This is a genomic window from Microbispora sp. CA-102843, from assembly GCF_050936215.1.
In the GTDB taxonomy this organism is placed as follows: Bacteria; Actinomycetota; Actinomycetes; order Streptosporangiales; family Streptosporangiaceae; genus Microbispora.
The window spans coordinates 2,056,449-2,080,035 of record NZ_JBNJNF010000001.1 but is presented as its reverse complement, the minus strand read 5'-3'; the positions used below and the strand labels follow the sequence as shown (position 1 = coordinate 2,080,035).

The following is a 23,587-nucleotide window of genomic DNA, read 5'->3' as shown; positions in this document are numbered from 1 at the left end:
CCGCGCGCCCCACCGCCGCACGGCCCAGAAACGCGTTCTGTGGATGAAGCCGCGCCTGTGGACAACGCTCCCGCCCGACCGCCGACGGGCGGCACACCGTTCAGCGCCGGGCGGCCGCCATCGCACCGAAGAACTCGTTGTAGCGGTTCAGCTCGCGCTCGACCGGCTGGACGACCATGTCCTGCGCCAGGACGCCCACGCGGCGTCTCATGTCGTGGTCCAGCCGGTCGCGTTCCTTGCCCGCCGCGAGCACCACGAAGTTCCTGCTCGCCATGGCCGAGAACAGGCCGAGCCCGAGGACGCTGATCATCATCAGCCCCACCCAGGGCAGCACGGCCACGTCGCCGAGGACCTCGGCCGGCGGACGTCCCGCCTTGAACACGCCGTACGCGAGGATCGCGCCCGCCCAGGCGAGGCTCGCGATGAACATGAGCACCAGGAGGTACTGCCAGATCTTCAGCAGCCACCACCAGGCGGGCACCCGGTCGAGCGGCGGAGCCACCTCCGACAGCTCGTCCGACAGCGCTCCGGGGAGCTCGTCCACCCGCGAGCGGGCCGCCTCGCGCACGCCGTCGCGCCACACCTCGGGCATGCCGGCAGTCAGCCCGTCGGCCAGCGCCTGCACGGCGTTGTCCACCTCGGCGGGCTGGGCGGTGACCGAACTCGCGACCAGGCTGCGGATGTCGTCCTTCACGGCCCCCAGACGCAGGCTCTTCAGCGGATCGGGCCGCAGCCGGGCCGCCCAGCGCGCGTACGGCCAGCCGACCCAGTCGGCGGACCGGACCGCGTACACGTTCTCGAGGGCCTCGCCGAGAGCGGAGACGCCGATCGCGTCGCACAGCGCGTCGACCAGCCCGGCACGCCGCGCGCCGTCCACCGTGGGATCCACCCGCAGCAGCTCCGGCAGGTCCTTCACCAGGCGCAGCACCAGCCGGTCGAGGTCGGCCTCCAGGCGCCGGTAGGCCGCATGCCGGGCGGCCACGGACTCGGCCAGGACGGCCTTCAGGCTGTCCACGCCCTTGCCGGTGGTGGCGGACGTCGCGACCACCCGGGGATGGGATACGCCCTCACGCCGGAGAAGGTCCTCCAGGTCGGCCACGCACTCCGCCTGCTCCTCCGGGGTGAGCCGGTCGGACTGGTTCAGCACGAAGACCGTCACCGCGTCGTGCCCGGTCAGCTCGGTCACGTAACGCCGGTGCACCGAGGCGTCGGCGTACTTCTGCGGGTCGAGCACCCACACGATGAGGTCGGCCACCTGGATCAGCCGGTGGGCCTCGTGGTCGGTGAGCGCGCGGATCGAGTCGTGGTCGGGCAGGTCGAGCAGGATCAGCCCGTGCAGCTGGCTCTCGCCCTTGTCGAGGGCGCTGGCGCGGGCGAACCGGTGCCGCCACTGGATCTGCAGCCAGTCGAGCAGCGGGCCCGCGCCGTCGATGCCCCACACACAGGCGTGGGTGCGCGCCGTGGTCGGCCTGCGTACGCCGATGGGCGAAAGCTCCAGCGTGGAGATGGCGTTGAACAGGGACGACTTCCCGCTGCCCGTGCCACCGGCGAGCGCGACGACCGTGTGGTCGGGCGACAGCTTGAGCCGATCGCCAGCGCGCAGCAGGAGCTGGGCGGCCTCCGTGACCAGCTCCGGGTCGAGCCGGCCCTGTCCCAGCTCGACGATCTTGGCCAGGGCGGCGAGCCTGGAGCCGAGCCCGTGCTGCGTTTCGGCGGTGCTGACAGCCGTCATGGATTCCTCACCGTGGTGGCGGAGGCGTACCCGAGCGTGATCTGCCGGATCGGCTCCGTCATCGTGCGACCTCGAGGTTGTACGTTGCCTGGTACAGCCGCGTCGCCGCGGCCTCGTCCGGGATGCCGGCGCTGTCGAGCGCGTCGACGTACCGAAGGGTCTCCTCGTCGAAGAGCAGGCCCACGCGGGCGCGCAGGTCGCTGCGGGCCTTGGCGCTGATGTTGCGCAGCGACTCGGCGCCGAGCAGGCCGCGCAGCAGCCGCTGGGGTAGCGCGCCGGCGCCCGCGCCCGCCGGCGCGTCCGTGGCGCCGTAGCCGAGCAGGCCGATCATGAAGATCAGCGAGAGCGACTCCACGTCGAAGGAGATCAGCTTGGCCACCGACCGCTTGGTCACGCCCTCGGTGCGGATCAGTTCGGTGACGTGGTCCTGCCAGGCGGTGATGGTCCTGGTGGTCCTGCGGACGATCTCCTCCGACGGGTGGCCGAGCCCCGGTGTCGCGGCCAGCCGGTCGCCCGCGCCCGCCCGCTGCCGCCAGCGCGCCACGACCTCCTCGGCGGCCTGCTGGACGGCCGAGTTGACCAGCGCTTCGAGGCCCGCCCGCACGGCGGCCTTCAGCCCGCGTACCCGCTCGGGGCCCTGCTGGTGGCCCTTGGCGCCGCGGCGCAATTGCAGCGTGCGCATCAGGTCGCCCGAGCCGGCGAAGTCCTGCCACCGCGCGAGCACCTCCCCGCGCAGCAGCGAGCCGTCCCTGGTCGCCTCGTCGATCCGCGCCAGGGCGCCCATGTACGCGGAGTCGACGTCGGAGCGCAGATCGGCGCGCAGGGCGACCTGGGTCTCGAGGTGCCGGGCGAGCGCGGGCAGCCGGATGCGGAAGCTGTTCAGCACGCCGTTCAGCGTCGCCTTGACCGCCGCCTCCCGCCGCTCGTCGTCGACCGACAGCGCGGACAGCCAGATGCGGAGATCCGCGATCTCGATCTCGGGCAGCCGCCCGTCCTGCACGGACGTCTCGTTGATGACGAAGCACTCGGCCTCGCCCAGGCCGTACTCGTTCAGCATCCGGCCGAAGTGCTTGACGACGACCTCGCGGGACCTCGGCGGCACGCGGGACAGCACGATGACCAGGCGCGCCCCGCGCTCCTTGGCCCGGCGCAGCAGGCCCCAGGACGGCGCGTCGGCGTATCGGGACGCCGTGGTGACGAACACCCACAGGTCGGCGGCGTCCAGCATGCGGTGCGCGATCTCGTGGTGCTCCTCCACGACCGAGTCGATGTCGGGCGTGTCGAGCAGCGCGAGCCCCCGGGGCAGGGACGGGCTCGACGCCAGCACCACGCTGCCGGGCGCGGCGTCCCGCGTGGGTGTTTCGAGCCTTTCCAGGCCGCCGAGGAGGGCGCCCCGCGCGTACCACTCGTGGTCGTCGGGGTGGCAGACGATCACGGGCGTCGCCGTGGTCGGGCGGCGCACTCCCGTGGCCGAGACCTTCCCCCCGGCGAGCGAGTTGACGATGGTGGACTTGCCCGCCCCCGTCGAACCGGCCACGACGATCAGCGCGGGCGCGGTGCTCATGTGGACGCGCGGGATGACGTAGTCGTCGAGCTGCGCCAGGACCGCCGCCTGCGCCTTGCGCGCCTCATCCGAACCCGGCACGTCGAGACCGAAGTGCAGGCCCTTCACCGCCGTACGGAGCTGGTTGAGCGCCTCGGTCAGTGCCGCGGAGACCGGCTCCGGCATCGGGAACGAACGGACGAGATCCTCGTCGGACGCGTCCGCGTCCTCGGCATCCTCCGCGTCTTCGGCGCCCTCCTCGAGGTCCTCCGCGTCCTCGGCGTCTTCTGCGTCCTGTTCGCCGTCGCCGTCCGCGCTGCCCTCGGCGGGCGGTACGGAGTCGGCCTCGGGTGCGGGGACATCCTCGTCGGAGGCTTCGTCCTCGGTCGCGTCCGAGGCGGACCCGGCGGACAGCCGTCCGTCCGAGCCCGAGGGACGCCAAGCGGGCTCCGGCGCGGGCTCGTCGTCGCGGATCGGGCGGAACGCCACGGTCTGCTCGCCCGGCGACTCCGGGTGCTCCTCGATGTCCGGCTCCTCGGTCACGGCGTCGCCGGAACCCGCACCGGCCCCGTGGTCGGGCGTGTTCCTGGCTGCCGATCTCACGGGACCCGCTCCGCTCGCACCATTTCGATCTCCTGGCCGACCTTGACGACCTCGCCGACGATCACGATCGCCGGAGGCCGCACTCCGGCCGCGGTCACCCGTTCCGCCACGGTCGACAAGGTGGCGGCAACGGCTCGCTGGGTCGGAAGAGTACCGTCCTGTACCACCATCACGGGAGTTTCCGGTGAACGTCCGTCTCGGACCAGCGTTTCGGCGATCTCCTTGATCCGTTCGACCGCCATGAGAAGTATCAGGGTTCCCGTCGATCTCGCCAATCCGGCCCAGTCGACGGTGGACCTGAGGTCGCCGGGAGCGACGTGCACGGAGATGACGTGGAACTCCTGGCTCACCCCGCGATGGGTGACCGGGACTCCGGCGGCCCCGGGGACCGCGACCGCGCTGGTGATCCCGGGCACCACGGTCACCGGGATGCCCGCCCGCGCACAGGCGATCATCTCCTCGCCGCCGCGGCCGAAGACGAACGGGTCGCCGCCCTTCAGCCGTACGACGAATCTGCCCTTGCGGGCGTGCTCGATGAGCAGTTCGTTGATCTTCTCCTGGGGCAGCGACCGGCCGTACGGCACCTTCGCCGCGTCGATCAGCTCGACGTCGGGCGACAGCTCGTCCAGGAGGGCGCGCGGCGCGAGGCGGTCGGCCACGACCACGTCGGCCTGGGCCAGGAGCTGGCGTCCCCGCACGGTGATCAGGCCCGGGTCGCCGGGGCCGCCACCCACCAGCGCGACGCCGACCGGCTTGGTGCGGTGCCGCCGGGCGTCCACGGTGCCGTCGCGTAGCGCGCCCACGATGGCGTCGCGGATGCCGGCCGCGCGGCGGGGGTCGCCACCGGCGGTGACCGCCACGCCGATCTCCTCCACCCGCCCGCTGGCGGGGGTCCAGGCCGCGGAGGCGTCCTTGTCGTCGGCCCGCACGCACCAGATGCGCTTGGCCTCGGCCTCGGCGGCGACCGCGGTGTTGACGTCGCGGTGGTCGGTGCAGGCGTGCACCAGCCAGGCGCCGTCGCAGTCGCCGACCTGGTAGGGCCGCCGCTCCCAGGTCACCCGCCCGGTGGCGATGAGGTCGTCCAGCGCCGGGGTGACACTGGGCGAGACCAGGGTGACGGAGGCTCCGGCGTCGAGCAGTGCGGGGACCCGTCGCTGAGCGACGCGTCCGCCGCCGACCACGAGCACACGCCGCCCATCGAGGCGGAGGCCGAGCAGGTAGGGCGCCATGACCCCTGTCTCCCTATTGCGTCAAGCGTGCATTGTTAGGAGGCAAACCTACCCGCTGGGCTCGGGCGACATTCACAGGATGAGACTTGTGAGGCCACGACGCGATCGCCCGCGGGCCCGCACGGGGCTCACTCGCCCTTGTCCGCCACGCCCGCGGAGTCGAAGGTGGCGACCTCGTGCATGACCCGCGCCGCCGCGCTGACCAGAGGGTGGGCGAGCAGACCGCCGGTTCCCTCTCCGAGGCGCAGCCGCAGGTCGACGAGCGGGTCGAGGCCCAGGTGGGTCAGCGCCGCCGCGTGGCCGGGCTCGGCCGAGCGGTGCCCGGCCAGGCAGTAGCCGATCGCGTCGGGCACGAGCGCGCCGGCCACCAGGGCCGCCGCTCCGGCGATCACCCCGTCGAGGATGACGGGCACCCGCGCCGCGGCGGCGCCGAGCACGAAACCGGCGATCGCCGCGTGCTCCAGGCCGCCGACCGCCGCGAGCACGCGCAGCGCCTCGTCGGGCCCGGCCGGTACGGCTCCCGCCTCGGTGATCCCGTTGGCCCGCAGGCCCCGCCGTACGATCCCGATCTTGTGCTCGTAGGTGGCGTCGTCGACGCCGGTCCCCCGCCCGGTGACCTCGGCGGCGGGCTTGCCGGTGAAGGCGCAGATCAGGGCGGCCGACGCGGTGGTGTTCGCGATGCCCATGTCGCCGGTGACCAGGCAGCGCCCGCCCGCGTCCACCAGGTCGCGGGCGACCTCGATCCCGGCCGTCAGGGCCGCGGTGGCCTGCTCCTGCGTCATGGCGGGGCCCTGCGACAGGTCGGCCGTGCCGTACGCGACCTTGCGGGCGAGCAGCCGGGGGGCGGGCGGCAGGTCGGCCGCGACGCCCACGTCCACCACGGTCACCGACGCGCCCACCTCGGCGGCGAACACGTTGGCGACGGCTCCTCCCGCCGTGAAGTTGGCCACCATCTGCGCGGTGACCTCCTGCGGCCAGGGGCTCACCCCCTGCGCGTGCACGCCGTGATCGGCGGCGAAGATCGCCAGGGCGGCCGGGACCGGGAGCGGCGGCGGGCAGGTCCCGGCGATGCCGGCGAGCCGCACCGCGACGTCCTCGAGCACCCCGAGTGAGCCGCTCGGCTTGGTGAGCCTGTCCTGGTGGGCCCTGGCCTCCGCCATGGGACCGGGCTCGACCGGGCGGATGGCGCCGATCGTCTCGCCGAGGGACGTCATGCTCTCTCCTTCTGCGCGGCGGCTACACCGCGCTGGCGACTCCTGGCCGGCCGAGCGGTCCGTCCGGCGCATCGCCGCGGGGCTCCTCCCCGGCCTCGCCGCGGCCGGCCACGCCGATCATGCTATCGGCCTCGATCTCGCCGTCCGTTTCCGGTTCCAGCGTCTCGGCGTCGAACGTCTCGACGTCGAAGGCGTCCACGTCGAGCGGCTCCAGCTCCAGGGGCGCGAGCGGCTCATCGCCGGTGTCCGTGGCCGTGTTCAGGCGCCCGGCGATGGCGGTCACGAGACCGGCGCCGGTCTCGGCGCCCTGACCCACGTCCGGCGTACGCGTCGCGGGGAACGGCCGGGTCACCGGCAGCACCGCGGACGGGCGGCGCGCGGCCGGCGCCGATGACTGACCGCCCCCGGCGAGCGCCTCCTCGTACCTGTCGATCACCACGTCGGCGAGGCCCTCGCAGTCGCCGATGACCTCGGCGCAGCGGATGTCGAGGCCCTCGTGGTTGGCGCCGTACGCCAGCGCCTGCGCCCAGATCCGTTCGAGGACTCCGCCGGCGAACAGGACGTACGGCAGGACGATCACGCGCTTGGCGCCGAGCCTGCGGCAGCGCTCCAGGCCGCCGGGCACGCCGGGGCGGGTGTGCGACACGTAGGCGGTCTCCACGGTCAGCAGGTCGGCGGCGTGGGTCTCCCAGAACAGCCGCGAGACCCGGTGGACCTCGGCGTTGACGGCGGGGTCGTTGGAGCCGTGCCCGACAAGGACGACCGCGGTCTCGCCCGGCTCGATCTCGGCGGGCGGCTCGTCGGTCACGAACCGCGGCATCTCCGCGCGGGCGTCGGCGAGCCGCTCCGCGAGCAGCTTGAGCACGCGTGGGTCGGGCCCGAGGGGGCGGCCGAGGTCGTATTCGAGCGTCGGGTGCCGCTCCTGCTCCAGGGCCATGGTGCCGGGAATGTCCCCGAGCGCGCGCCGGTCGCCGGTCAGGCTGAGCGGCACCGCGATCAGGTGATGGTGTCCCCGGGCCACGAGAGAGGCGATGGAGTCGCCGAGCGGGGGGCGGGCGTTCGTGATGAAGCCGCCGCTCACCTCGGCGGGAAGCCCGTCGAGGCGGCAGCGAAGGCGGTGAACGAACCTGCCGAACTCGGCGACGCCGGTCTCATCGTGGGTGCCGTGGCCGATGAGCAGCAGCGGCGGTTTCATCTGACTGATCTCCCCTGCAGTTGACCTGCGTGTCGTTCACAATCCCCCGCCCCCGTCCGGGCCGGCGCCGCCCGTGTGCATGCCAGGACGGGATCTCCCGCTTCGGGACGCGCGCTCACCCGCCGGCGGGAGTCTCACGGCTGGTGAGGATAGCCTTCCGGCCCCCAATCATGGTGGTCACTTGACCGGCAGGCACAGCGACTAGGGGGATTCTTTACCTAATGCCATGAAATTTCCCCGTTGAGCATGCCGAACAGGACGGCATCGGCCCAGCCTCCCGGGACCGGCAGCGCCCGCCGCATGATGCCCTCCTCGATGAACCCGGCCTTCCTCGCGACCGCCTGACTGGCGCGGTTGCCCGTCGCGACCAGCAGGTGGACCCGGTGGAAGCCGAGGTCGAACAGGTGGGCCGTGGCCAGTTGCGTGGCCTCCGCCGCGTACCCCCTGCGGCGGGCCCACGGCGCGATCCAGTAGCCCAGTTCGGCGTCCCCGCGCTCGTGGTCCTCGCGCTGCACGCCGATGGCTCCGGCGAGCCGTTCCCCGTCCTTCGGCTGTATCGCGAAGTTGCCACCATAGCCGGGGCCGTTCGCGTGCGCGAGCCGGGTGCACCACTCCAGCGCGCGCTCCAGCGTGTAGCCCTCGGCCCACGGCATCCAGCGGGCGATCTCGGCATCGCCCTTGACCGCGTCGATGACGTCGAAGGCGTCCTGACGGGCGAACGGCCGTAGGACCAACCGCTCGCTCTCGATCCTGCGGCGCGGGACCGACCGCTCGTCGCCCCGCAGCCGGCCGAAGACCACCAGGTCGTGTGGGCCGTCGTCCTCGAATCCGGCGCTGCGGAGCAGTCCCTCACGGGTGAAGCCGGCCTTCTCCGCGACCCTGATCGACGCGAGGTTGTCGGCGTTTGCCCGCAGTTCGATCCGCCTCAGCGGGCCCTCCCCGAGCAGGCGGCCGACGAGCCCGCGGACCGCCTCGGTCGCGTATCCCCTGCGGCGGTAGGCGGGATGCACGCCGTACCCCACCTCCGCGGTGCCCGCGCCCCACTGGGTCTTGAAGACGCTGATCGACCCGACCACGCCGTTCCGCGCGTGCATCGCGAGGTGGATGCCCTGGCCCGAGCGCCACAGTTCGTGCACGCCGTACGACAGCCACTGCGCGATGCCGGACGCGTGCCCGGGCGCGCCGGGCGGCAGCGCGGTGGGATGCGCGCCGTCTTCGATGACGGCCCGCACCTGGCCCGCGTCCCCGGAGCCGAACGGCCGCAGGATCAGCCGTTCGGTGTTGATCGTCAGCCGCTCGTCGAACAATGCGTCACTCCATCACATAAGCGGATTTTTCGCCCGACGCAGGTTATGTGGGACACGGCCTCACCGCTCTCGATGTTTGGGGCAGGCGGTCCGGGTACGAGGCACGTCAGTGACCCTAATCGGGAGGTGAGGTCATGAGTATCCAACGCGGCAGCGACAAGCACGGACGCCGGCTCGACGAGGAGCAGAAGCACGAGACGCAAGGCCTCGTGCAGGGCGCGGGAAGCAGCCGGGCGGAGGAGTGGCGCGAGCCCGAGCCGACGCAGCAGCCCGAGGAGGACATGTCGCCGCCGCGCCGGCAGCCGCCCGGCCGCGAACCCGGGACGCCGCTCGGCATCACCCCCGCCGACGTGGAACGCCGCAGCCACCTCGCCACCTGGCTCAGCGACGCCGGTTTCCCCGCCGACCCGGCCAAACTGCTCGCCCACGCGGAACGCAAGAACGCCCCCGACGCCGTGATCGACGCCGTACGCCGGCTGCCCGAGATGAGGTTCCACAACATCGGGGAGGTGGCGGAGGCGCTCGGACTCGGAGTGGAACGACAGCGCTGGTAGGGAGAGGCCGGTGAGACTGGACTTCATTCGCGGGCTGTACGAGCGGGGCGGCCCGTACGCCTCGGTATACGTGGACACCGACCGGTCGTCCGAGGGCCCGGCCAACGTGATCCAGCGACGGTGGGCCCATCTCCGGGAGCGGCTCGCCGAGGAAGGCGCGCCCGCCTCGGCCCTCGACCCCATCGGGCAGCTGATGCTCGATCCCGTGTGGGCCGCGCCAGGACGCGCCGCCTTCGCCAGGGAGGGTGAGGTCGTGCTCACCGAGCCGCTCGCCGCCCGGCCGCGCCGCCAGACCGCGCGATGGTCCCCGCTCCCCCACGTGGTGCCGCTGCTCGCGCAGCGCGGCGAGCACGTCCCGCACGTCGAGGTGCTGGCCGACCGGGCCGGAGGCGACGTCACGGTCGTGGTCGACGGGCGGCGGCGTGAGCTGACGGTGGAGGTGGCGGACCCGGACCGGTCGCTCCAGAAGACCGGCCAGGGCGGCTGGTCGCAGGCCAACTTCGACCGCGAGGTCGAGGAGGGCTGGCGCCGCACCGCCGTGGCCGTCGCCGAGGTGGTGGAGAAGGAGGCGCACGGCATCGGCGCGGAGGTCGTGGTGCTGGCCGGCGATCCCAAGGCCCGCGCGCTCGTGACCGACTACCTCGCCAAGGACGTCGTACGGCGGCTGACGGTGGCGGAGCACGGCAGCCGCGCCCCGGGCGCCGACCTGGACCACTTCCGGCAGGAGGTCGAAGGGGCCTGCCGGGCCTGGACCGACCGGCGCTGCGAGGAACTGCTGAACACGTACGCGGCGGGCAACGCCGTGACGGGCCTGGCGGAGACGGCACGCGCGCTGCGCGAGCGGCGGGTGGGCACGGTGCTGATGCACGACGACCCGTCCTCCACGGCCATGATGTGGATCGGGCCCGAGCCCACGCAGTTGTCCACCGACCCGGCGGAGCTGACCGCCTGGGGGGTCGAGGAGCCCATGCGGGAACGCGCGGACGCCGCCCTCGCGCGGGCGGTGGCCGCGACCGACGCCGAGCTGTGGTTCGTCCCGCGCCTCGAATCACCCGACGGGATCGGCGCGCTGCTGCGCTTCTGACGAGAGCGACGAGAGCGACGATAACCGCCGCCCCGTCCGGAGCCTCGCGGACGGGGCGGTCGCCGCGCCTGCGACTCGGCGGGGCTCAGGTCACGATCAGCACTTCGAGCGTGCGTGGGCCGTGGACGCCCTCGACCCGGTTCAGCTCGATGTCGCTGGTCGCCGAGGGGCCGCTGATCCAGGTCAGGGGCCGCGCGGGGTCGAGCCGGGCGACGGCGTCCGGCACCCCCGCGACGATCTGGGCGGCCCGCACCACGCACAGGTGATAGTCGGGCACCAGCGTGAGCGCCCGACGGCCCTGGCCCGGCCCGGTGTCGAGGACGATCGTGCCGGTCTCGGCGATCGCGACCGCGCAGGTGGTGAGCACGCCGTCCACGGCGTCGAGGTCGGCGGCGCTCAGCGGCGGGTCGTCGGCGACCGCCTCCACATCCGCGGCGGCGAGCCACCCCGAGGGGAAGCCGCCGGGCACGACGACCCGCCGCGCCCCGCGCCCGGCGAGGGACCGCGCGACGCGCCCGGCCGTGCCCGCCTCGTCCACGACGTGGACCACGGCGCGGTAGTCGCGGACCCGCTCCTCGAACAGGCGGATCTCGCCCGGCGTCCGCGCGGGCCCTCGGTAGGCGCGGGTGATCTCGACGTCGGGCACGCCCGCCAGGGCGCGGCGGACACGGGCGAGGATCAGGTCGCGGGAGCTCATCGGCGTCCTCCGTCCGTGCGGTCCCACCATTCGCGGAACGACTCGCGGGGCACCTCGGGGAGGTCCCTGGTGTCGGTCCATCCGCCGAGCGGCCCGGGCAGCCTGCGGGGCACGAGCCGGCGCAGCCGTCCCCCGGCCCGCTGCAGACGCGCCAGCCGTCCCGACCGCTCGAACACCCATCCGGCCGCCGCCATCCCGGCGCGCTCCGGCCAGGGGTGGCGGGCCCGGGCCCGCAGCTCCACCAGTACGGACGGGATGTCGATGGCCACCGGGCAGACCTCGTAGCAGGCGCCGCACAGCGAGGAGGCGTACGGCAGCGAGCGGTCCAGCTCGGAGCCCATGCCGCGAAGCTGCGGCGTGAGGATCGCCCCGATCGGCCCGGGATAGACCGACCCGTACGCGTGGCCGCCCGTCCGTTCGTACACGGGGCAGACGTTGAGGCAGGCCGAGCAGCGGATGCAGCGCAGCGCCTGCCGCCCCACCTCGTCGGCGAGGACGCCGGTGCGGCCGTTGTCGAGCAGCACGAGGTGGAACTCCTGGCCCTCGGCGGCGCCGGTCCACGTGGAGGTGTAGGGGTTCATCCGCTCCCCCGTGGAGCTGCGGGGCAGCAGCTGAAGGAAGACCTCCAGGTCGCGCCAGGTCGGCAGCACCTTCTCGATGCCGACCACGCTGATCAGGGTGCGCGGCAGCGTGAGGCACATGCGGCCGTTGCCCTCGGACTCGAGCACGACCATGGTGCCGGTCTCGGCGATCGCGAAGTTGGCCCCGGAGATCGCCACCTTGGTCTTCAGGAAGCGCTCGCGCAGGTGGAGCCGGGCCGCCTCGGCCAGCGCCGCGGGGTCGTCGGTCAGGTCCTCGGGGGCGGGCCGTCCCCAGCCGGACATGTGCTCGGCGAAGATCTCCCGGATCTCCGCGCGGTTGCGGTGGATCGCCGGGACGAGGATGTGCGAGGGCCGGTCGTCGCCCAGCTGCACGATGAGCTCGGCGAGGTCGGTCTCGTAGGCGGTGATGCCGTGCTCCAGCAGCGCCTCGTTGAGCCCGATCTCCTGGGTGGCCATCGACTTGACCTTGACGACCTCGGTCTCGCCCGTGGCCTTCACCAGCCCGGCGACGATCCGGTTGGCCTCCTCCGCGTCGGCGGCCCAGTGGACGCGGCCTCCGGCCGACGTGACGGCGTCCTCCAGCTGGACCAGGTATTTGTCCAGGTTGCGGAGCGTGTGCTCCTTGATCGCCCGGCCGGCCTCGCGCAACTCGGCCCAGTCGGGCGCCTCCGCGACGACGCTCGCCCGCCTGGCCCTGATCGTTGTGGTCGCCTTGCGCAGGTTGAACCGCAGCTGCGAGTCCCGTACGGCTCTCGCGGCGTTGCGGGGGAAGGGCCGCGTCGCCGGCATGCCGAGGAAGGTGACGCTCATCGGACACCCGCCGTCTCGGTCGAGCAGAGGATCTCGGCCAGGTGCATCACGCGTACGCCCGACTTCTGCCGGCCGAGCATGCCGCCGATGTGCATGAGGCAGGAGTTGTCGGCCGCGCACAGCACCTCGGCGCCGGTGTCGAGGACGGCCCGCACCTTGTCGGCGCACATCGCCGCCGACACGTCGGCGTTCTTCAGCGCGAAGGTGCCGCCGAAGCCGCAGCACTCCTCCGCACCCGGCAGCGGCACCAGTTCGAGCCCATTGACCTGGCGTAACAGCGTCAGCGGGCGGTCGCCCAGGTGGATGCCGCGCAGCGAGTGGCACGTCGGGTGGTAGGTGACCCGGTGGGGGAAGTAGGCCCCCACGTCGGTCACCCCCAGCACGTCGACCAGGAACTCGGTCAGCTCGTAGGTCCTGGGCACGACCTGCGCCACCGCGTCGGCGAAGGGGCCGGACGACCCGGCCAGCTTCGGGTACTGCTCGCGGATCATGGCGGCGCACGAACCCGAGGGGACGACGACCGCGTCGTAGCCGCGCAGCGCCGCCACGGTGCGCCGGGCCAGCCGTACGGCCTCGTCTCGATAGCCGGTGTTGACGTGCATCTGGCCGCAGCAGGTCTGGGCGCGGGGGAAGTCGGCCTCGACGCCGAGGCGGCGCAGCAGGCGTACGACCGCCCGCCCGGTGTCCGGGAAGAGCGTGTCGTTGACGCAGGTGACGAACAGGGCTACCCGCACATGCCCTCCCGGCGTGTATGGTCAGACCAAATATGGTCAGACCATACATCCTGGTGCGCGCCCGGCGACACCGGCAGTGTGAGGAGCCGCGGTGACCATCGGAGAACGCCGGCGTCCGGACGCCCGCCCGCGCGCCTTCGAGGAGGTGCTCGCCCGCATCGAGGAGCGGATCGCGGCCGACGGCCTGACCGTGGGCGACCGCCTCCCGGGCGAACGGCAGCTCGCCGAGCAGCTCGGCGTCGGCCGGTCGTCGGTCAGGGAGGCGCTGCGCGTGCTGGAGACCCTCGGGGTGGTCGCGTCGCAGGCCGGCCGGGGCCCGGACGCCGGGGCGGTGCTCACCTCCCGGCCGGGGAACGCGCTCACCGACCTGCTCCGGCTGCACCTCGGCCTCGCCACGCTCTCGATGCGCGAGGTGATCGACACCCGGCTGATGATCGAGCAGTGGGCCGCGGCCCGGGCGGCGGCCACCCCCACGGGAACGGCGACGGCGCGGATGGCGGAGGCGATCACGGCCATGGACGCCGCCCGCGACCCCGCCGAGTTCGTCGAGCACGACATCGCGTTCCACCTGGCACTCGCGGAGGCGCCGGGCAACCGGCTGATCGTGGCGGTCATGCGGGCGCTGCGCGACGCCCTGCGCCGCTACGCCGTGAACGCGGTCGTACGGCTCGGCGACACCGGCGGCCTGCAGGACGACCACCGGCGCATCCACCGGGCGATCGAGGACGGCGACGCCGGGGCCGCGGCCGCCGCGGTGGCCGAGCACCTTGCCCGCGCCTATCCGGAGTCTGGCCGGGATTCATAGAACGTGTTCTAATCGCGCGTGTGGCCGATGATCTGAGACTCGGGCTGAACCTCGGGTACTGGCAGCGGAACGCCGACGACGCGACCGAGGTCGTGCGGACCGCCGAGCGGCTGGGATACGAGTCGGTGTGGACCGCCGAGGCGTACGGCAGCGACGCGTTCACCCCGCTGGCCTGGTATGGCGCCAGGACCAGCCGCATCAAGCTCGGCACGAGCGTCGCCCAGCTGTCCGCCCGGCCCCCGGTGACGACCGCGATGACCGCCATGACGCTCGACCACCTGACCGGCGGGCGGCTGCTGCTCGGCGTCGGCGCCTCGGGCCCGCAGGTCGTCGAGGGCTGGTATGGCCAGTCGTTCGCCGCGCCGCTCGCCCGCACCCGCGAGTACGTCGAGATCATGCGCAGGGTGTGGCGGCGGGAGGAGCCGGTGACGAACCCGGGCCCGCACTATCCGCTGCCGCTGCCCGGCGGCCTCGGCAAGCCGCTCAGGCTGATCACGCATCCGCTGCGGCCCGACATCCCGGTCTACCTGGGCGCCGAGGGCCCGAAGAACGTCGCGCTCGCCGCCGAGATCGGGCAGGGCTGGCTGCCGCTGTTCGCCTTCCCCGAGAAGATCGAGGCGATGTACGGCGACGCGCTGGCCGGCGCGAAGCCGGGGTTCGACGTCGCCGCCATGGTCATGGTGGTCGTCACCGACGACCTGCGGGCCGCGCTCGACGGCGTGAAGATGATGCTGACGCTCTACATCGGCGGCATGGGGGCGAAAACCCGCAACTTCCACGCCGACATCATCGGCCGCATGGGCTACGCCGAGCAGGCCCGCCGCATCCAGGAGCTGTACCTGGCCGGCCGCCGCGACGAGGCGTTCGCGGCCATCCCCGACGAGCTGGCCGACGGCATCGCGCTCCTCGGGCCGCTCGGCCGCATCCGGGAGCGGCTGGAGCTGTGGCGCCGCAGCCCGGTCACCACGCTGCTCGTCATGGGCCCCCGTGACGAGCCCACGCTCAGAGCCGTACGGGATCTGGTCCTCGGCTGAGCGCCGCCCGGCCGGCGGCAGCGGCGGCGAACGCGCGCACAAGCGGATGGGGCTGGCGCTCGGCCAGCTCGGGCTGGAACAGCGTGACCAGATAGAAGGGGTGGCCGGGCAGTTCGGCCACCCGGGTCTCCCCCTCCTCGTCGTGGCCGGTGAAGCGCAGGCCGTGGGTCTCCAGGGTCTCCAGGTAGGCGGGATCGGGGCCGTACGAGCAGAAGTACCGCTCCACGGTCCGGTCGGCGCCGACGATCCGCTCGGCGAGCGAGCCGGAGACGAGCCGGACCGCCGCCTCGTGACCGGCGAGGGAGCAGGCAAGCTGCCTGATCATGGGGTTCGGGGCGCCCGGGTCGTTCTCCGCGTGGCTCACGCTCAGCCCGCACACGTGGCGGGCGTACTCCAGCAGCGCGTGCTGGAAGCCGGCGCAGGTGCCGAGCAGCGGGATCGCGTTCTCCCTGGCGGTCCGCGCGGCCGTGATCGCGCCCTGCTCGCTGCGGTAGGGGCTGCCGGGCAGGATCCAGACGCCGTCGAACCCGCCGAGATCGGCGACCTCGTCGGTCCTGATCCAGTAGGCGTCCAGGTTCAGCCCCTCACGCTCGCGCAGCGCGTCGAGGATGAGCGGGATGCGGGTGTGGGAGCGGACGGCGGGTGATCGGTCGGCCACCAGCGCGATGCGGGGTCTCATGACCTCCATGCTGGCGACGTGCGAACTTAATGACAAATGATGATTTCTGGGGTCTGCATAAGCGATGCTGATGTCCGTGGACCCTCATCTGCTGCGCACGTTCGTGACCGTGGTCGCCGAGGGGTCGTTCTCGGCCGCCGCGGATCGGCTCGGCTACACCCAGCCCGCGGTGTCCCAGCAGATCGCGGCGCTGGAGGCCGACCTCGGGGTGCCGCTGCTCACCCGCCGTCCCGTACGGCCGACCCGGGCGGGCGAGCGCCTGCTGGAGCACGCCGGGCCGCTGCTGCTGCGGCTGCGGGCCGCGCGGGCGGACGTGGCGCGGCTGTCCGCGCAGCCGCGGACCCTCACCGTCGCCGCCGGCCCGCTCGCCCTCACAGCGGGTACGGCGGCGGCGCTGGCCGGGGTGACGACGCTGCGCATCGCCGGCGCGGCGGCGGCCGTGGCGCTGGTGGCCTCGGGCGAGGCCGACCTCGCGCTGGCCGACGGCCCGGCCGCGCCCTCCGACCCGCTGAACCTCCCCGATGCGGGGCCGCTCACCACTGTCGGCGTACGGGAGGAGGAGCTGGTCGTCGTGCTGCCGGAGGGGCATCCGCTGGCGGGCCGCGCCGGCCTGCGGCTGGACGACCTGGCCGACGCCCTGTGGGTGGACGCCCCGGAGGTGATGCCGCTCGACCGCCTGCGCGCGGTGACACGACTCGACGGGCTGCGGCCCGGCATCCGCTACGAGGGCCACGACCCGGCCGTCGCGGCGCGCCTGGCCGCGGCCGGGCACGGCCTCACCCTGCTACCCGCGTCCGCCGCGCCCTGCGGGGTGCGGGTGCCGCTGGTCGCGCCGAGGATCGTCCACCGGGTCGAACTGGTGCACGCGGCCCTGCCGCCGGGCCCCGCCGTCGAGGTCGTCCGCGCGCTCACGTCCTGAGCGATCCAGACCGCCAAACCGGCAGGGATGCTCGGTTGTCGTGTGAGCCGCCCGCGGCGACACTCGCCGGCTTCCGGGGAGCTCTGGTTGATAAGGCCGACTACCTCCAGGTCAACTCCAACAGCTCCGTCCAGGCCTGGCTGAACGGCGGTCCCAAGCCCAGCGGCGGCGACTGGTACTGGTTCCCCGGCGGACAGGTCGCCAGCGGTGTCGGCGTCGACGGCGCCCGGATCCAGTTCGCCGACCTCAACGGCGACGGCCGGGCCGACTACCTCGACGTCGACCCCCAGACCGGCTCCACCCGAGCCTGGATCAACTTCGGCTGAAGACACCGCGGGACCGGACAGCCGCTGTCCGGTCCCGCACCCGAGAGCGCTGAGAAGAGAACAGCGGCACCTCGCGTGGTAACGGATATCAGCCGGACAGGTCGCCTACGGCGTCCGCGTAGTACACCGACCCGCCGAGGTGGAAGGCGACCTGGCGGAGCGTCCAGCCCTCGCCGGGCGAGTGGTCGAGCTGGTCCGGGGTCAGCGCCCCCAGGCGGGCCGTCCAGATCCGGGCGAGCCTGGTGAGCCTGCTGCGGGCCTCGTCGAGGTCCTGCTCGGTGAACGGGGCGAGGTCGGCCGCAGTGGTGATCATGGACGCGTGCCAGTGGTCGGGCAGGGGCACACGGCCGGCCAGCCGGTCCTCGATCTCCGCCAGGTGGTCCACGAGGTGGTCGGCCACCCGGCGGATCGCCTTGTGCGGGGTGTAGATCCGGTCGCCCGACGGCACCGGGCGGCCGTCCCAGGCGGTCCAGGTCGCCGCCAGGCGGAGAACGTGGTCGATCATCTCGGCCACGACCCGCGCGGGCTCGCGGTCGTCGGTCAGCGGGGCGTCGGTCATGTGTGGCCTCCAGGGGTGCGAGGGGATGTGCCGACGCAGGCTAGGGCCGCGGTGTTTCGACACGCGCCGAAGCATCCCGGCGAGCGTTTTCCGGAAATGGGCGAACCATTAGGAGAACCCGGGCGTTGCATCGGTGAAAGGGTCCCGGATATCACCGAGGAGCTCGATGGATCCGTCTGACATCACCGCTTTGGCGGTCTCCCTGCTCGCACTCGTCGTGTCCGTCTTCACGGCCCTGCGGCAGACGACGATGATGCGGCACTCGAATCAGCTCCCCGTTCTGGTCGAGCTTTTTCAAGAATTCCGGTCGACAGAATGGCAACGCGCCGAGGCCTACGCCCTGGGACGCCTCCAGGCCGAGCACGACCCGGATATCGGCTGCTCAGGGCTGCCGGACGAGGCGAGGATCGCCGTCAACAAGGTGGTCGGTTACTACAGTGGATTCGGCTACTTCGTCTACCGGAAAATGGCGGACGAAAGCCTCGTCGTTCCACTGATCGGATATCGCGCGAGCAGGGCGTGGGACGCCGTAGAGCCGTTCGTCCGGCGCGAGCGCGAGATACGCGGATCCGACGACCGATACGCGAGCATGTTCGAGGATTTCGTGAGGCGAGTCCGCGCGCACATGCCCTTGCACACCAGTTATGGACTCCGCCTCAAAACTCTCCCAGTGACACTGAATCAGGTTGGAGTTGAAGAAAAGCCGCAAATGCCCTGAATCATCCTTCCCCGCCGGGCGACCCCGGACCGGATTAGCGGGATCGCGGACGGGATAAGAGTGAGGCAGGTCACACACCGGCGCGGGGGGAGAACACATGCGGTCCACGTCGTCAGCGGTGAGCCGGGCGGCCGCCGGCGTGTACGCGGCCCTCGCCGCCCAGGTCGTCTCGGTGGCCACGCTCGCCGTGTTCGAGGAGACCCGGGGCAGGCGGCTGGCCGCGCAGATCGCGGCCTTCGGCGGCGATCCCGCCTCTCCCGCCGCACGGACCGTCAGCGGCGCGGCGACGGCGTTCGCCGTGCTGGTCCTGGTGATGACCGGCGCCACCGTGGCATGCGCCGGCGCCTACCTGTCCTGGCTGCGGCGGGTGCGCCCGGCCACGCCGCCCGTCACGCTCGCGGCGGCGTGCCTCGTGCCCGGAGTCAACCTCGTGGTCCCGCCGTTCCTCGCCGACCTGGCCTGGCGCGAGGGCCCGGCGGGGCGCACGCGGCGAAGCGGCGGCATCGTGCGAAGCGGCGACCCCGCGCGGAGCGAGCCGTACGGCGGCAGGGACCGGGCGCGGTGGCTGGTCGTCCTCGCCTGCTGGTGGATGAGCTGGCTGGCCGCGCTCGGGCTGGTGTTCGCCGGCCCGGCGCGGGACGGGCTGACCGGCCTCGGCACGCCACAGGCCGCCGCGGTCGCCGTCGCGGCGCTCCTGTGCGCCTCGGCCGTCCACGAGGTCACCGCCCGGCACACGGGCGCCGGACGAAAGCGGGCGGCACGGCCCGCCGCCCGGCCGCAGGTCCGCCTCAGCCACGCCGAACGGCCCTCCGGCATGCCGGCGACACCGGCGGAAGGCCAGGCACGCGCCGCACTCACGGACGGCGGCGGGGAGGATCATCGGCCGGGCGGCGGTCCCGAGCTGCCGGAGCTGGCGTGCCAGAGCCGCCGCTGGGGCGCGGCCGGATGGCCGAGGAACCGCCCCTCGCGTACGGCCGGCGGGGCGCCGTTGTCGGAGTAGGGCGACACCCGGAAGCCGTTGCCGTACTCGATGGGCCGTCCGCCCACCCCGGCGCCCGGCGCGGGCACCTCGCTGATCACGGCGCGTACGGCGTCGGGCCCCTGGGTGCGCCACACGTGGTCGAGGTCGGCGAGGTTCCAGCAGTGGACGGCGCGCAGCGAGACCGCCCGGCCCCCGGTGCGCCGCACCACTCCCCTGGCGGCCAGCAGCCACGACCCGAACACGGTCGCGGCCGTGTGCGCCTGCACCGACTCGAAGAACGTCAGGTCGATCGGGCCGGTGGAGTCGTCCAGGGTGGTGAAGACGACCCGCTGCCCGGACCGCACGGCGGGCGTCTGGGTGGCGACCTTCACCCCCGCGACCAGGATCTCCGCGCCGTTGCGTTGCCGGAGCAGATCCCTGGCCCACGTCACGCCGACTGCGTCGAGCAGGTCGCGGTAGAAGTCCATGACGTGGTGGCTCACGTCCATGCCGAGGATCTCCAGCTCGGCCTCGACGGCCTCGGCCTCGGTCATCTCCGGCAGCTCGCCGGGCGTGACCCGATCGGTGAACCCCATCGGAAGCTGCCCCGCCGCGCCGACGGGAGAGCGGTCGAGCGCGCCGACCTGGGCGATCAGGTCGCGCCTGGTCAGCCGGCCCGGCCGCCAGCGCGGCTCCCCCGGCCGCAGGCCGTGCAGCGCGTCGAACCCGCCGACCTCCACGATCCGCTCGGCGACCGGCCGTGAGGGCCGGGCCCGCTCCCAGAAGTCGGCCAGCGAGGTGTAGGGCCGGCCCGCGACCATGCGGTCCACCTCGGCCTCGCTCACCCCGCGGACGGCCGAGAACGGCACCCGCAGGCCGTACCCTCGGCCGAACTCCCCGGGACCGTCCTCCACCGGCCCCGTACGCTCGACCAGCCAGGTCTTCCCCGAGTGGTTGACGTCGAGGGGCAGGACGTCCACCCCGCACTGGCGGGCCTCGTCGAGGATGACCCGGCCCGGGTACATGCCGGGGTCGTGGGTGAGCACGCCCGCGAGGAACGCGGCCGTGTGGTGCCGCTTCAGCCAGGCCGACTGGTAGGTGGGCAGCGCGAACGCCGCCGCGTGCGCCTTGCAGAACCCGAACCCGCCGAACGCGTCGAGCACCGTCCACGCCCGCTCGACGACGTCGTGGGCGTAGCCGTTCTCCCTGGCGAGCGGCACGAACCAGGCGCGTACGGCCTCGCGGCCCTCCGGCGTCCCGAGGGCGCGGCGGGCCCGGTCGGCCTCCGACAGCCCCGCCTCGGTCATGATGTCGATGACCTTCATGACCTGCTCGTGGAAGACGACCACCCCGTTGGTCTCCCTGAGCGCGTCGCGCAGCGACTCGTGCGGGTAGCGCGCCTCGCGGAAGCCGTGCCTGGTCTCCAGGTAGGGCGTGACCATGTCGGAGTTGACCGGTCCCGGGCGGAACAGCGAGATGTCCACGATCAGGTCGTGCATCGTGCGCGGCTCCAGCTTGGCGACCAGTTCGCGCTGCCCCGGCGACTCGATCTGGAAGCAGCCGATCGTGCGGCTGACGCGGATCATGTCGTAGGTCTCCTGGTCGTCGCGCGGGACGGCGTCCAGGTCGATCCGCCGCCCCTCGACCCGCTCGACCTCGGTCAGCGCGTACGCCAGGGCGGACTGCATGCGCACGCCGAGCACGTCGAGCTTGAGCAGGCCCGCCTCCTCGACGTCGTCCTTGTCGAACTGCGACATCGGGAACTCCAGCAGGCTGCGCTCGACCGGCGTGCGGTCACGCAGAGTGGAGTTGCCGATCAGCACGCCGCAGGGGTGCAGCGCGATGTGCCGGGGCAGCCCGTCGAGCCGCTCCGCCAGGCGGAACACGGTCTCCAGCGACCGGTCGTTGAGCCCGCTGTCGCGCAACTCGGGCAGGTCGGACAGCGCGGCCCTGATCTGCCTGGCCCGCACCTGCGGGAACGCCTTGGCGATGACGTCGATCTCGTGCGGCGGCAGGCCCATGGCGGCGCCGACGTCCCTGATCGCGCTGCGGGCGCGGTAGGTCTCCATCATCGACACGCAGGCCACCCGCTCCTCGCCGTACCTGTCGAGGATCGCGCGGTAGCAGTCGAGGCGGCGGGCCGACTCCACGTCGATGTCGATGTCGGGCAGGCCCTTGCGGCCCTCGGACAGGAAGCGCTCCATCAGCAGGCCGTGTTCGAGCGGGTTCACCTCGCCGATGCCGATCAGGTAGTTGACCAGGCTGCCCGCCCCCGAGCCGCGGATCGCGCACCGCACGCCCATCGCCCTGATCATGTCCGTGATGCCGGCGACGGACGTGAAATAGCCCGACAGCCGCTTCCTCTCGATGACGTGGAGTTCGGCGGCGAGCCGGTCGCGGGCCTCGCCCGAGCGCTCCAGGCCCCGCCGGGCCAGCCCCTCCTCGCAGCGGTGCCGCAGCAGGGGCACCGGGTCCTCGCCGACCTCCGGCAGGTGGAGCCGGGGCCGCTCGGGTTCGAGCAGGGGCACGATCTCGACGGGGTCGAGCACGCACCTTTCGGCCACGCGGCGCGTCTCGGCCAGCAGCCGCGCCGCCCGGCCGGTGTCGCCGCCGCAGATCCGCGCGGCCACCCGCGCCATCTCGGCGCCGTCCTTCAGGTACGCGTGGGCCGTAGGGTCGTCGAGGTGCCGTCCGTCGAGGGGCACCAGTTTGCGCGCCGCGTCGAGCACGTTGCCGACCTGGTGGTCGGCGGCGTCCAGGTAGCGGACCGCGTTGGTCAGCACGACCGGCACGCCCATCGAGTCGGCCAGCCCGATCATGCGGGCGGCGGTGCTCGCGTCGCGGTAGCCGTACAGGTCGGACACCGCGACGACCAGGTCGGGGACCACCGCGCGCCAGGCGGCCAGCAGGGCCCTGGCATGGTCGTCGCGCCGCTCGGCCACCGCGCGGCCGACGCCCGAGCGGGGCCCGAGCAGCACGGTCAGCAGCGGCCCGCCGTCCGGCCCGGTCGCGTGCTCGGCCACCATCCCCGGCGTGACGTACGGCTCGCCGCGCTCCCCCGCGTGGTGGGCGGCCGTGACCAGGCGGCACAGCGAGGCCCAGCCGTCCGAACGCGCGAGCACGACGACCCGCGCCGGCTCGCCCGCCGTCCCCCGGCCGTGCCCGTGTCCGTGCCCGTGTCCGGTACGGCGGCCCTGCGCCGGACGAGCCGACGGCAGGCCGCCCCCGAACAGGTCGTCCGCTGTGGAGGAACCCTTGTCGAGTGCGAGATCGACGCCGACGACCGGGCGGACGCCCTGCTCGTGGCAGGCGACGACGTGCTTGATCGCGCCGTAGAGGCCGTCGCGGTCGGTCAGCGCCAGGGTGTCCGTGCCGTGCTCGGCGGCCCGCCGGACGAGGGCGGCCGGGAACGCGGTGCCGTACCGCAGCGAGAAGGCGGACGCCACGTGCAGGTGGACGAAGGCTTGCGTCACGGGCGCGCCCCCGTCCGTCCCCCGGTCCGTCCTCCAGCGGCCCGTCCCCCGATCGTCGTGGGTAGCTGGAGCGTTCCCATCAGTCCCAGGCCCTCAGCAGGAGCCAACCGCCGCTGGCGGTGTCGAAGCGCAGTTCATAGGTCCCGACCTCCTTGCCGGCCGCGGCACCCACTCGCCAGAAGCGCCGCTCGCCGGGATCGGCGTCCGAGGTCTTCCACCATTCCCTGGCGACCACCCAGTGGTCCTGGATCTCGCGGACGGTGTAGAGCCGGTCACGCCAGACGAACTGAGCAGGGTGCCCGTCCCGGACCCACACCTCGATCGGATCGCCGTAAAGTCTGCTCAAGACTCCTTCTCCCTGTGGCTTCGTGGCCACCCGGGGGAAGACGGGCGGATGATTCGGACAGAATCGCCGCTACTTCGAACATACGTTCCTAAGAGCCTGAATGCAAGTTCGGCTGTTACCAGCCTGTCACAAATGTCCTGCAGATCATCCGCAAGTGGGCGCCGCCATGATCCCTGCTGAAGACGGACGACCCCCGTCCGCCTCGTACGGAAGGGAAGACGCCATGACGGTGGAGACGCCGGTCCGGCCCGCGATCTTCGTGGGCCAGGAGCGGATGACGCTGGCCCCCGCCCCGGAGCTGGCCCAGTGGGAGCGCGACCTGATCAGCCGGCTCGAGCTGGAGCGGACGTACGACATCCAGGCGTGCCCCGACCTGCACCCGGACGAGACCATCAGCGGCTCGGGTGACGGCTGGGACGACTGCGACTACATGCCCGCCCGAGGCTGAAAGAGGGGTCGCGCT

At 73.0% G+C, this 23,587-nt stretch carries 21 protein-coding genes; 8 read left to right on the top strand and 13 right to left on the bottom strand.

The window, feature by feature from the left end; all coding sequences use genetic code 11:
• Positions 1-100: 100 nt before the first annotated feature.
• The 6 genes from ACQEVJ_RS09725 to ACQEVJ_RS09700 all read right to left on the bottom strand — a co-directional run bounded on the left by ACQEVJ_RS09725 (position 101) and on the right by ACQEVJ_RS09700 (position 8,823).
• Positions 101-1,732 carry a GTPase gene (locus tag ACQEVJ_RS09725; protein ID WP_433099354.1) on the bottom strand — a complete coding sequence of 544 codons (1,632 nt, stop codon included), beginning with the start codon at positions 1,730-1,732 and terminating at the stop codon, positions 101-103.
• A 58-nt stretch (positions 1,733-1,790) separates the two neighbouring features.
• The gene (locus tag ACQEVJ_RS09720) at positions 1,791-3,878 is read right to left on the bottom strand and encodes a dynamin family protein (protein ID WP_433099352.1); all 2,088 of its coding nucleotides are present in this window, start codon (positions 3,876-3,878) and stop codon (positions 1,791-1,793) included.
• Positions 3,875-5,107 (bottom strand): uroporphyrinogen-III C-methyltransferase, encoded by a 1,233-nt coding sequence (cobA, locus tag ACQEVJ_RS09715; RefSeq protein ID WP_433099350.1) that lies wholly within the window; start codon positions 5,105-5,107, stop codon positions 3,875-3,877. The genes ACQEVJ_RS09720 and cobA overlap by 4 nt, the downstream gene beginning before the upstream one ends.
• Positions 5,108-5,235: 128 nt before the next feature.
• Complete coding sequence (gene cobT, locus ACQEVJ_RS09710) at positions 5,236-6,321, bottom strand: nicotinate-nucleotide--dimethylbenzimidazole phosphoribosyltransferase (RefSeq protein WP_433099348.1); 1,086 nt, start codon at positions 6,319-6,321, stop codon at positions 5,236-5,238.
• A 22-nt stretch (positions 6,322-6,343) separates the two neighbouring features.
• Positions 6,344-7,516, bottom strand: coding sequence for a sirohydrochlorin chelatase (locus ACQEVJ_RS09705; RefSeq protein WP_433099346.1), 1,173 nt, complete (start codon positions 7,514-7,516; stop codon positions 6,344-6,346).
• A 218-nt stretch (positions 7,517-7,734) separates the two neighbouring features.
• Positions 7,735-8,823, bottom strand: coding sequence for a GNAT family N-acetyltransferase (locus ACQEVJ_RS09700; RefSeq protein WP_433099344.1), 1,089 nt, complete (start codon positions 8,821-8,823; stop codon positions 7,735-7,737).
• Between the two features lie 134 nt (positions 8,824-8,957).
• Between ACQEVJ_RS09700 and ACQEVJ_RS09695 the strand changes: the two genes are divergently transcribed.
• Positions 8,958-9,377 (top strand): DUF2795 domain-containing protein, encoded by a 420-nt coding sequence (locus ACQEVJ_RS09695; RefSeq protein ID WP_433099342.1) that lies wholly within the window; start codon positions 8,958-8,960, stop codon positions 9,375-9,377.
• Between the two features lie 10 nt (positions 9,378-9,387).
• Positions 9,388-10,461: a Vms1/Ankzf1 family peptidyl-tRNA hydrolase gene (locus tag ACQEVJ_RS09690; protein WP_433099340.1), complete on the top strand. Its 1,074-nt coding sequence runs from the start codon at positions 9,388-9,390 to the stop codon at positions 10,459-10,461.
• A gap of 85 nt (positions 10,462-10,546) precedes the next feature.
• Here the strand turns inward: ACQEVJ_RS09690 and ACQEVJ_RS09685 are convergent, their stop codons facing one another.
• Genes ACQEVJ_RS09685 through ACQEVJ_RS09675 form a run of 3 tightly spaced genes read right to left on the bottom strand, consistent with a single transcriptional unit; the run spans position 10,547 to position 13,304 of the window.
• Complete coding sequence (locus ACQEVJ_RS09685; protein WP_433099338.1) at positions 10,547-11,158, bottom strand: LutC/YkgG family protein; 612 nt, start codon at positions 11,156-11,158, stop codon at positions 10,547-10,549.
• A complete protein-coding gene (locus ACQEVJ_RS09680; protein ID WP_433099336.1) occupies positions 11,155-12,570 on the bottom strand; it encodes a lactate utilization protein B in 1,416 nt (471 codons plus the stop codon). Before ACQEVJ_RS09680 ends, ACQEVJ_RS09685 begins: the two co-directional genes overlap by 4 nt.
• Positions 12,567-13,304 carry a (Fe-S)-binding protein gene (locus ACQEVJ_RS09675; protein WP_433099334.1) on the bottom strand — a complete coding sequence of 246 codons (738 nt, stop codon included), beginning with the start codon at positions 13,302-13,304 and terminating at the stop codon, positions 12,567-12,569. The genes ACQEVJ_RS09680 and ACQEVJ_RS09675 overlap by 4 nt, the downstream gene beginning before the upstream one ends.
• Before the next feature lie 91 nt (positions 13,305-13,395).
• Between ACQEVJ_RS09675 and ACQEVJ_RS09670 the strand changes: the two genes are divergently transcribed.
• Together ACQEVJ_RS09670 and ACQEVJ_RS09665 are read left to right on the top strand one after the other, a co-directional pair.
• The gene (locus ACQEVJ_RS09670; RefSeq protein WP_433099332.1) at positions 13,396-14,109 is read left to right on the top strand and encodes a FadR/GntR family transcriptional regulator; all 714 of its coding nucleotides are present in this window, start codon (positions 13,396-13,398) and stop codon (positions 14,107-14,109) included.
• Between the two features lie 20 nt (positions 14,110-14,129).
• Positions 14,130-15,143: an LLM class F420-dependent oxidoreductase gene (locus ACQEVJ_RS09665; protein ID WP_433099330.1), complete on the top strand. Its 1,014-nt coding sequence runs from the start codon at positions 14,130-14,132 to the stop codon at positions 15,141-15,143.
• On the opposite strand, the gene ACQEVJ_RS09660 is transcribed toward ACQEVJ_RS09665, so the two are convergent.
• A complete protein-coding gene (locus ACQEVJ_RS09660; RefSeq protein WP_433099328.1) occupies positions 15,112-15,822 on the bottom strand; it encodes a CTP synthase C-terminal region-related (seleno)protein in 711 nt (236 codons plus the stop codon). The two genes, ACQEVJ_RS09665 and ACQEVJ_RS09660, sit on opposite strands and share 32 nt — an antisense overlap.
• 76 nt (positions 15,823-15,898) lie before the next feature.
• Here ACQEVJ_RS09660 and ACQEVJ_RS09655 point away from each other — a divergent pair, with 76 nt between their 5' ends.
• Together ACQEVJ_RS09655 and ACQEVJ_RS09650 are read left to right on the top strand one after the other, a co-directional pair.
• Entirely contained in the window at positions 15,899-16,741 is an 843-nt protein-coding gene (locus tag ACQEVJ_RS09655) for a LysR family transcriptional regulator (protein WP_433099326.1), read from the top strand.
• Positions 16,742-16,776: 35 nt separating this feature from the next.
• Entirely contained in the window at positions 16,777-17,067 is a 291-nt protein-coding gene (locus tag ACQEVJ_RS09650) for a hypothetical protein (RefSeq protein WP_433099324.1), read from the top strand.
• A gap of 88 nt (positions 17,068-17,155) precedes the next feature.
• Here ACQEVJ_RS09650 and ACQEVJ_RS09645 read toward each other — a convergent pair whose 3' ends face one another.
• Positions 17,156-17,626: a hypothetical protein gene (locus ACQEVJ_RS09645; RefSeq protein WP_433099322.1), complete on the bottom strand. Its 471-nt coding sequence runs from the start codon at positions 17,624-17,626 to the stop codon at positions 17,156-17,158.
• A gap of 166 nt (positions 17,627-17,792) precedes the next feature.
• On the opposite strand from ACQEVJ_RS09645, the gene ACQEVJ_RS09640 reads away from it, so the two are divergent.
• A complete protein-coding gene (locus tag ACQEVJ_RS09640; RefSeq protein ID WP_433099320.1) occupies positions 17,793-18,344 on the top strand; it encodes a DUF4760 domain-containing protein in 552 nt (183 codons plus the stop codon).
• A gap of 876 nt (positions 18,345-19,220) precedes the next feature.
• Here the strand turns inward: ACQEVJ_RS09640 and ACQEVJ_RS09635 are convergent.
• Positions 19,221-22,778, bottom strand: a complete 3,558-nt coding sequence (locus ACQEVJ_RS09635; protein ID WP_433099318.1) for a DNA polymerase III subunit alpha — start codon at positions 22,776-22,778, stop codon at positions 19,221-19,223.
• Between the two features lie 79 nt (positions 22,779-22,857).
• Positions 22,858-23,124, bottom strand: coding sequence for a DUF6504 family protein (locus ACQEVJ_RS09630; protein ID WP_030509646.1), 267 nt, complete (start codon positions 23,122-23,124; stop codon positions 22,858-22,860).
• Between the two features lie 223 nt (positions 23,125-23,347).
• Between ACQEVJ_RS09630 and ACQEVJ_RS09625 the strand changes: the two genes are divergently transcribed.
• Positions 23,348-23,572: a hypothetical protein gene (locus tag ACQEVJ_RS09625; RefSeq protein ID WP_433099316.1), complete on the top strand. Its 225-nt coding sequence runs from the start codon at positions 23,348-23,350 to the stop codon at positions 23,570-23,572.
• Positions 23,573-23,587 lie beyond the last annotated feature (15 nt).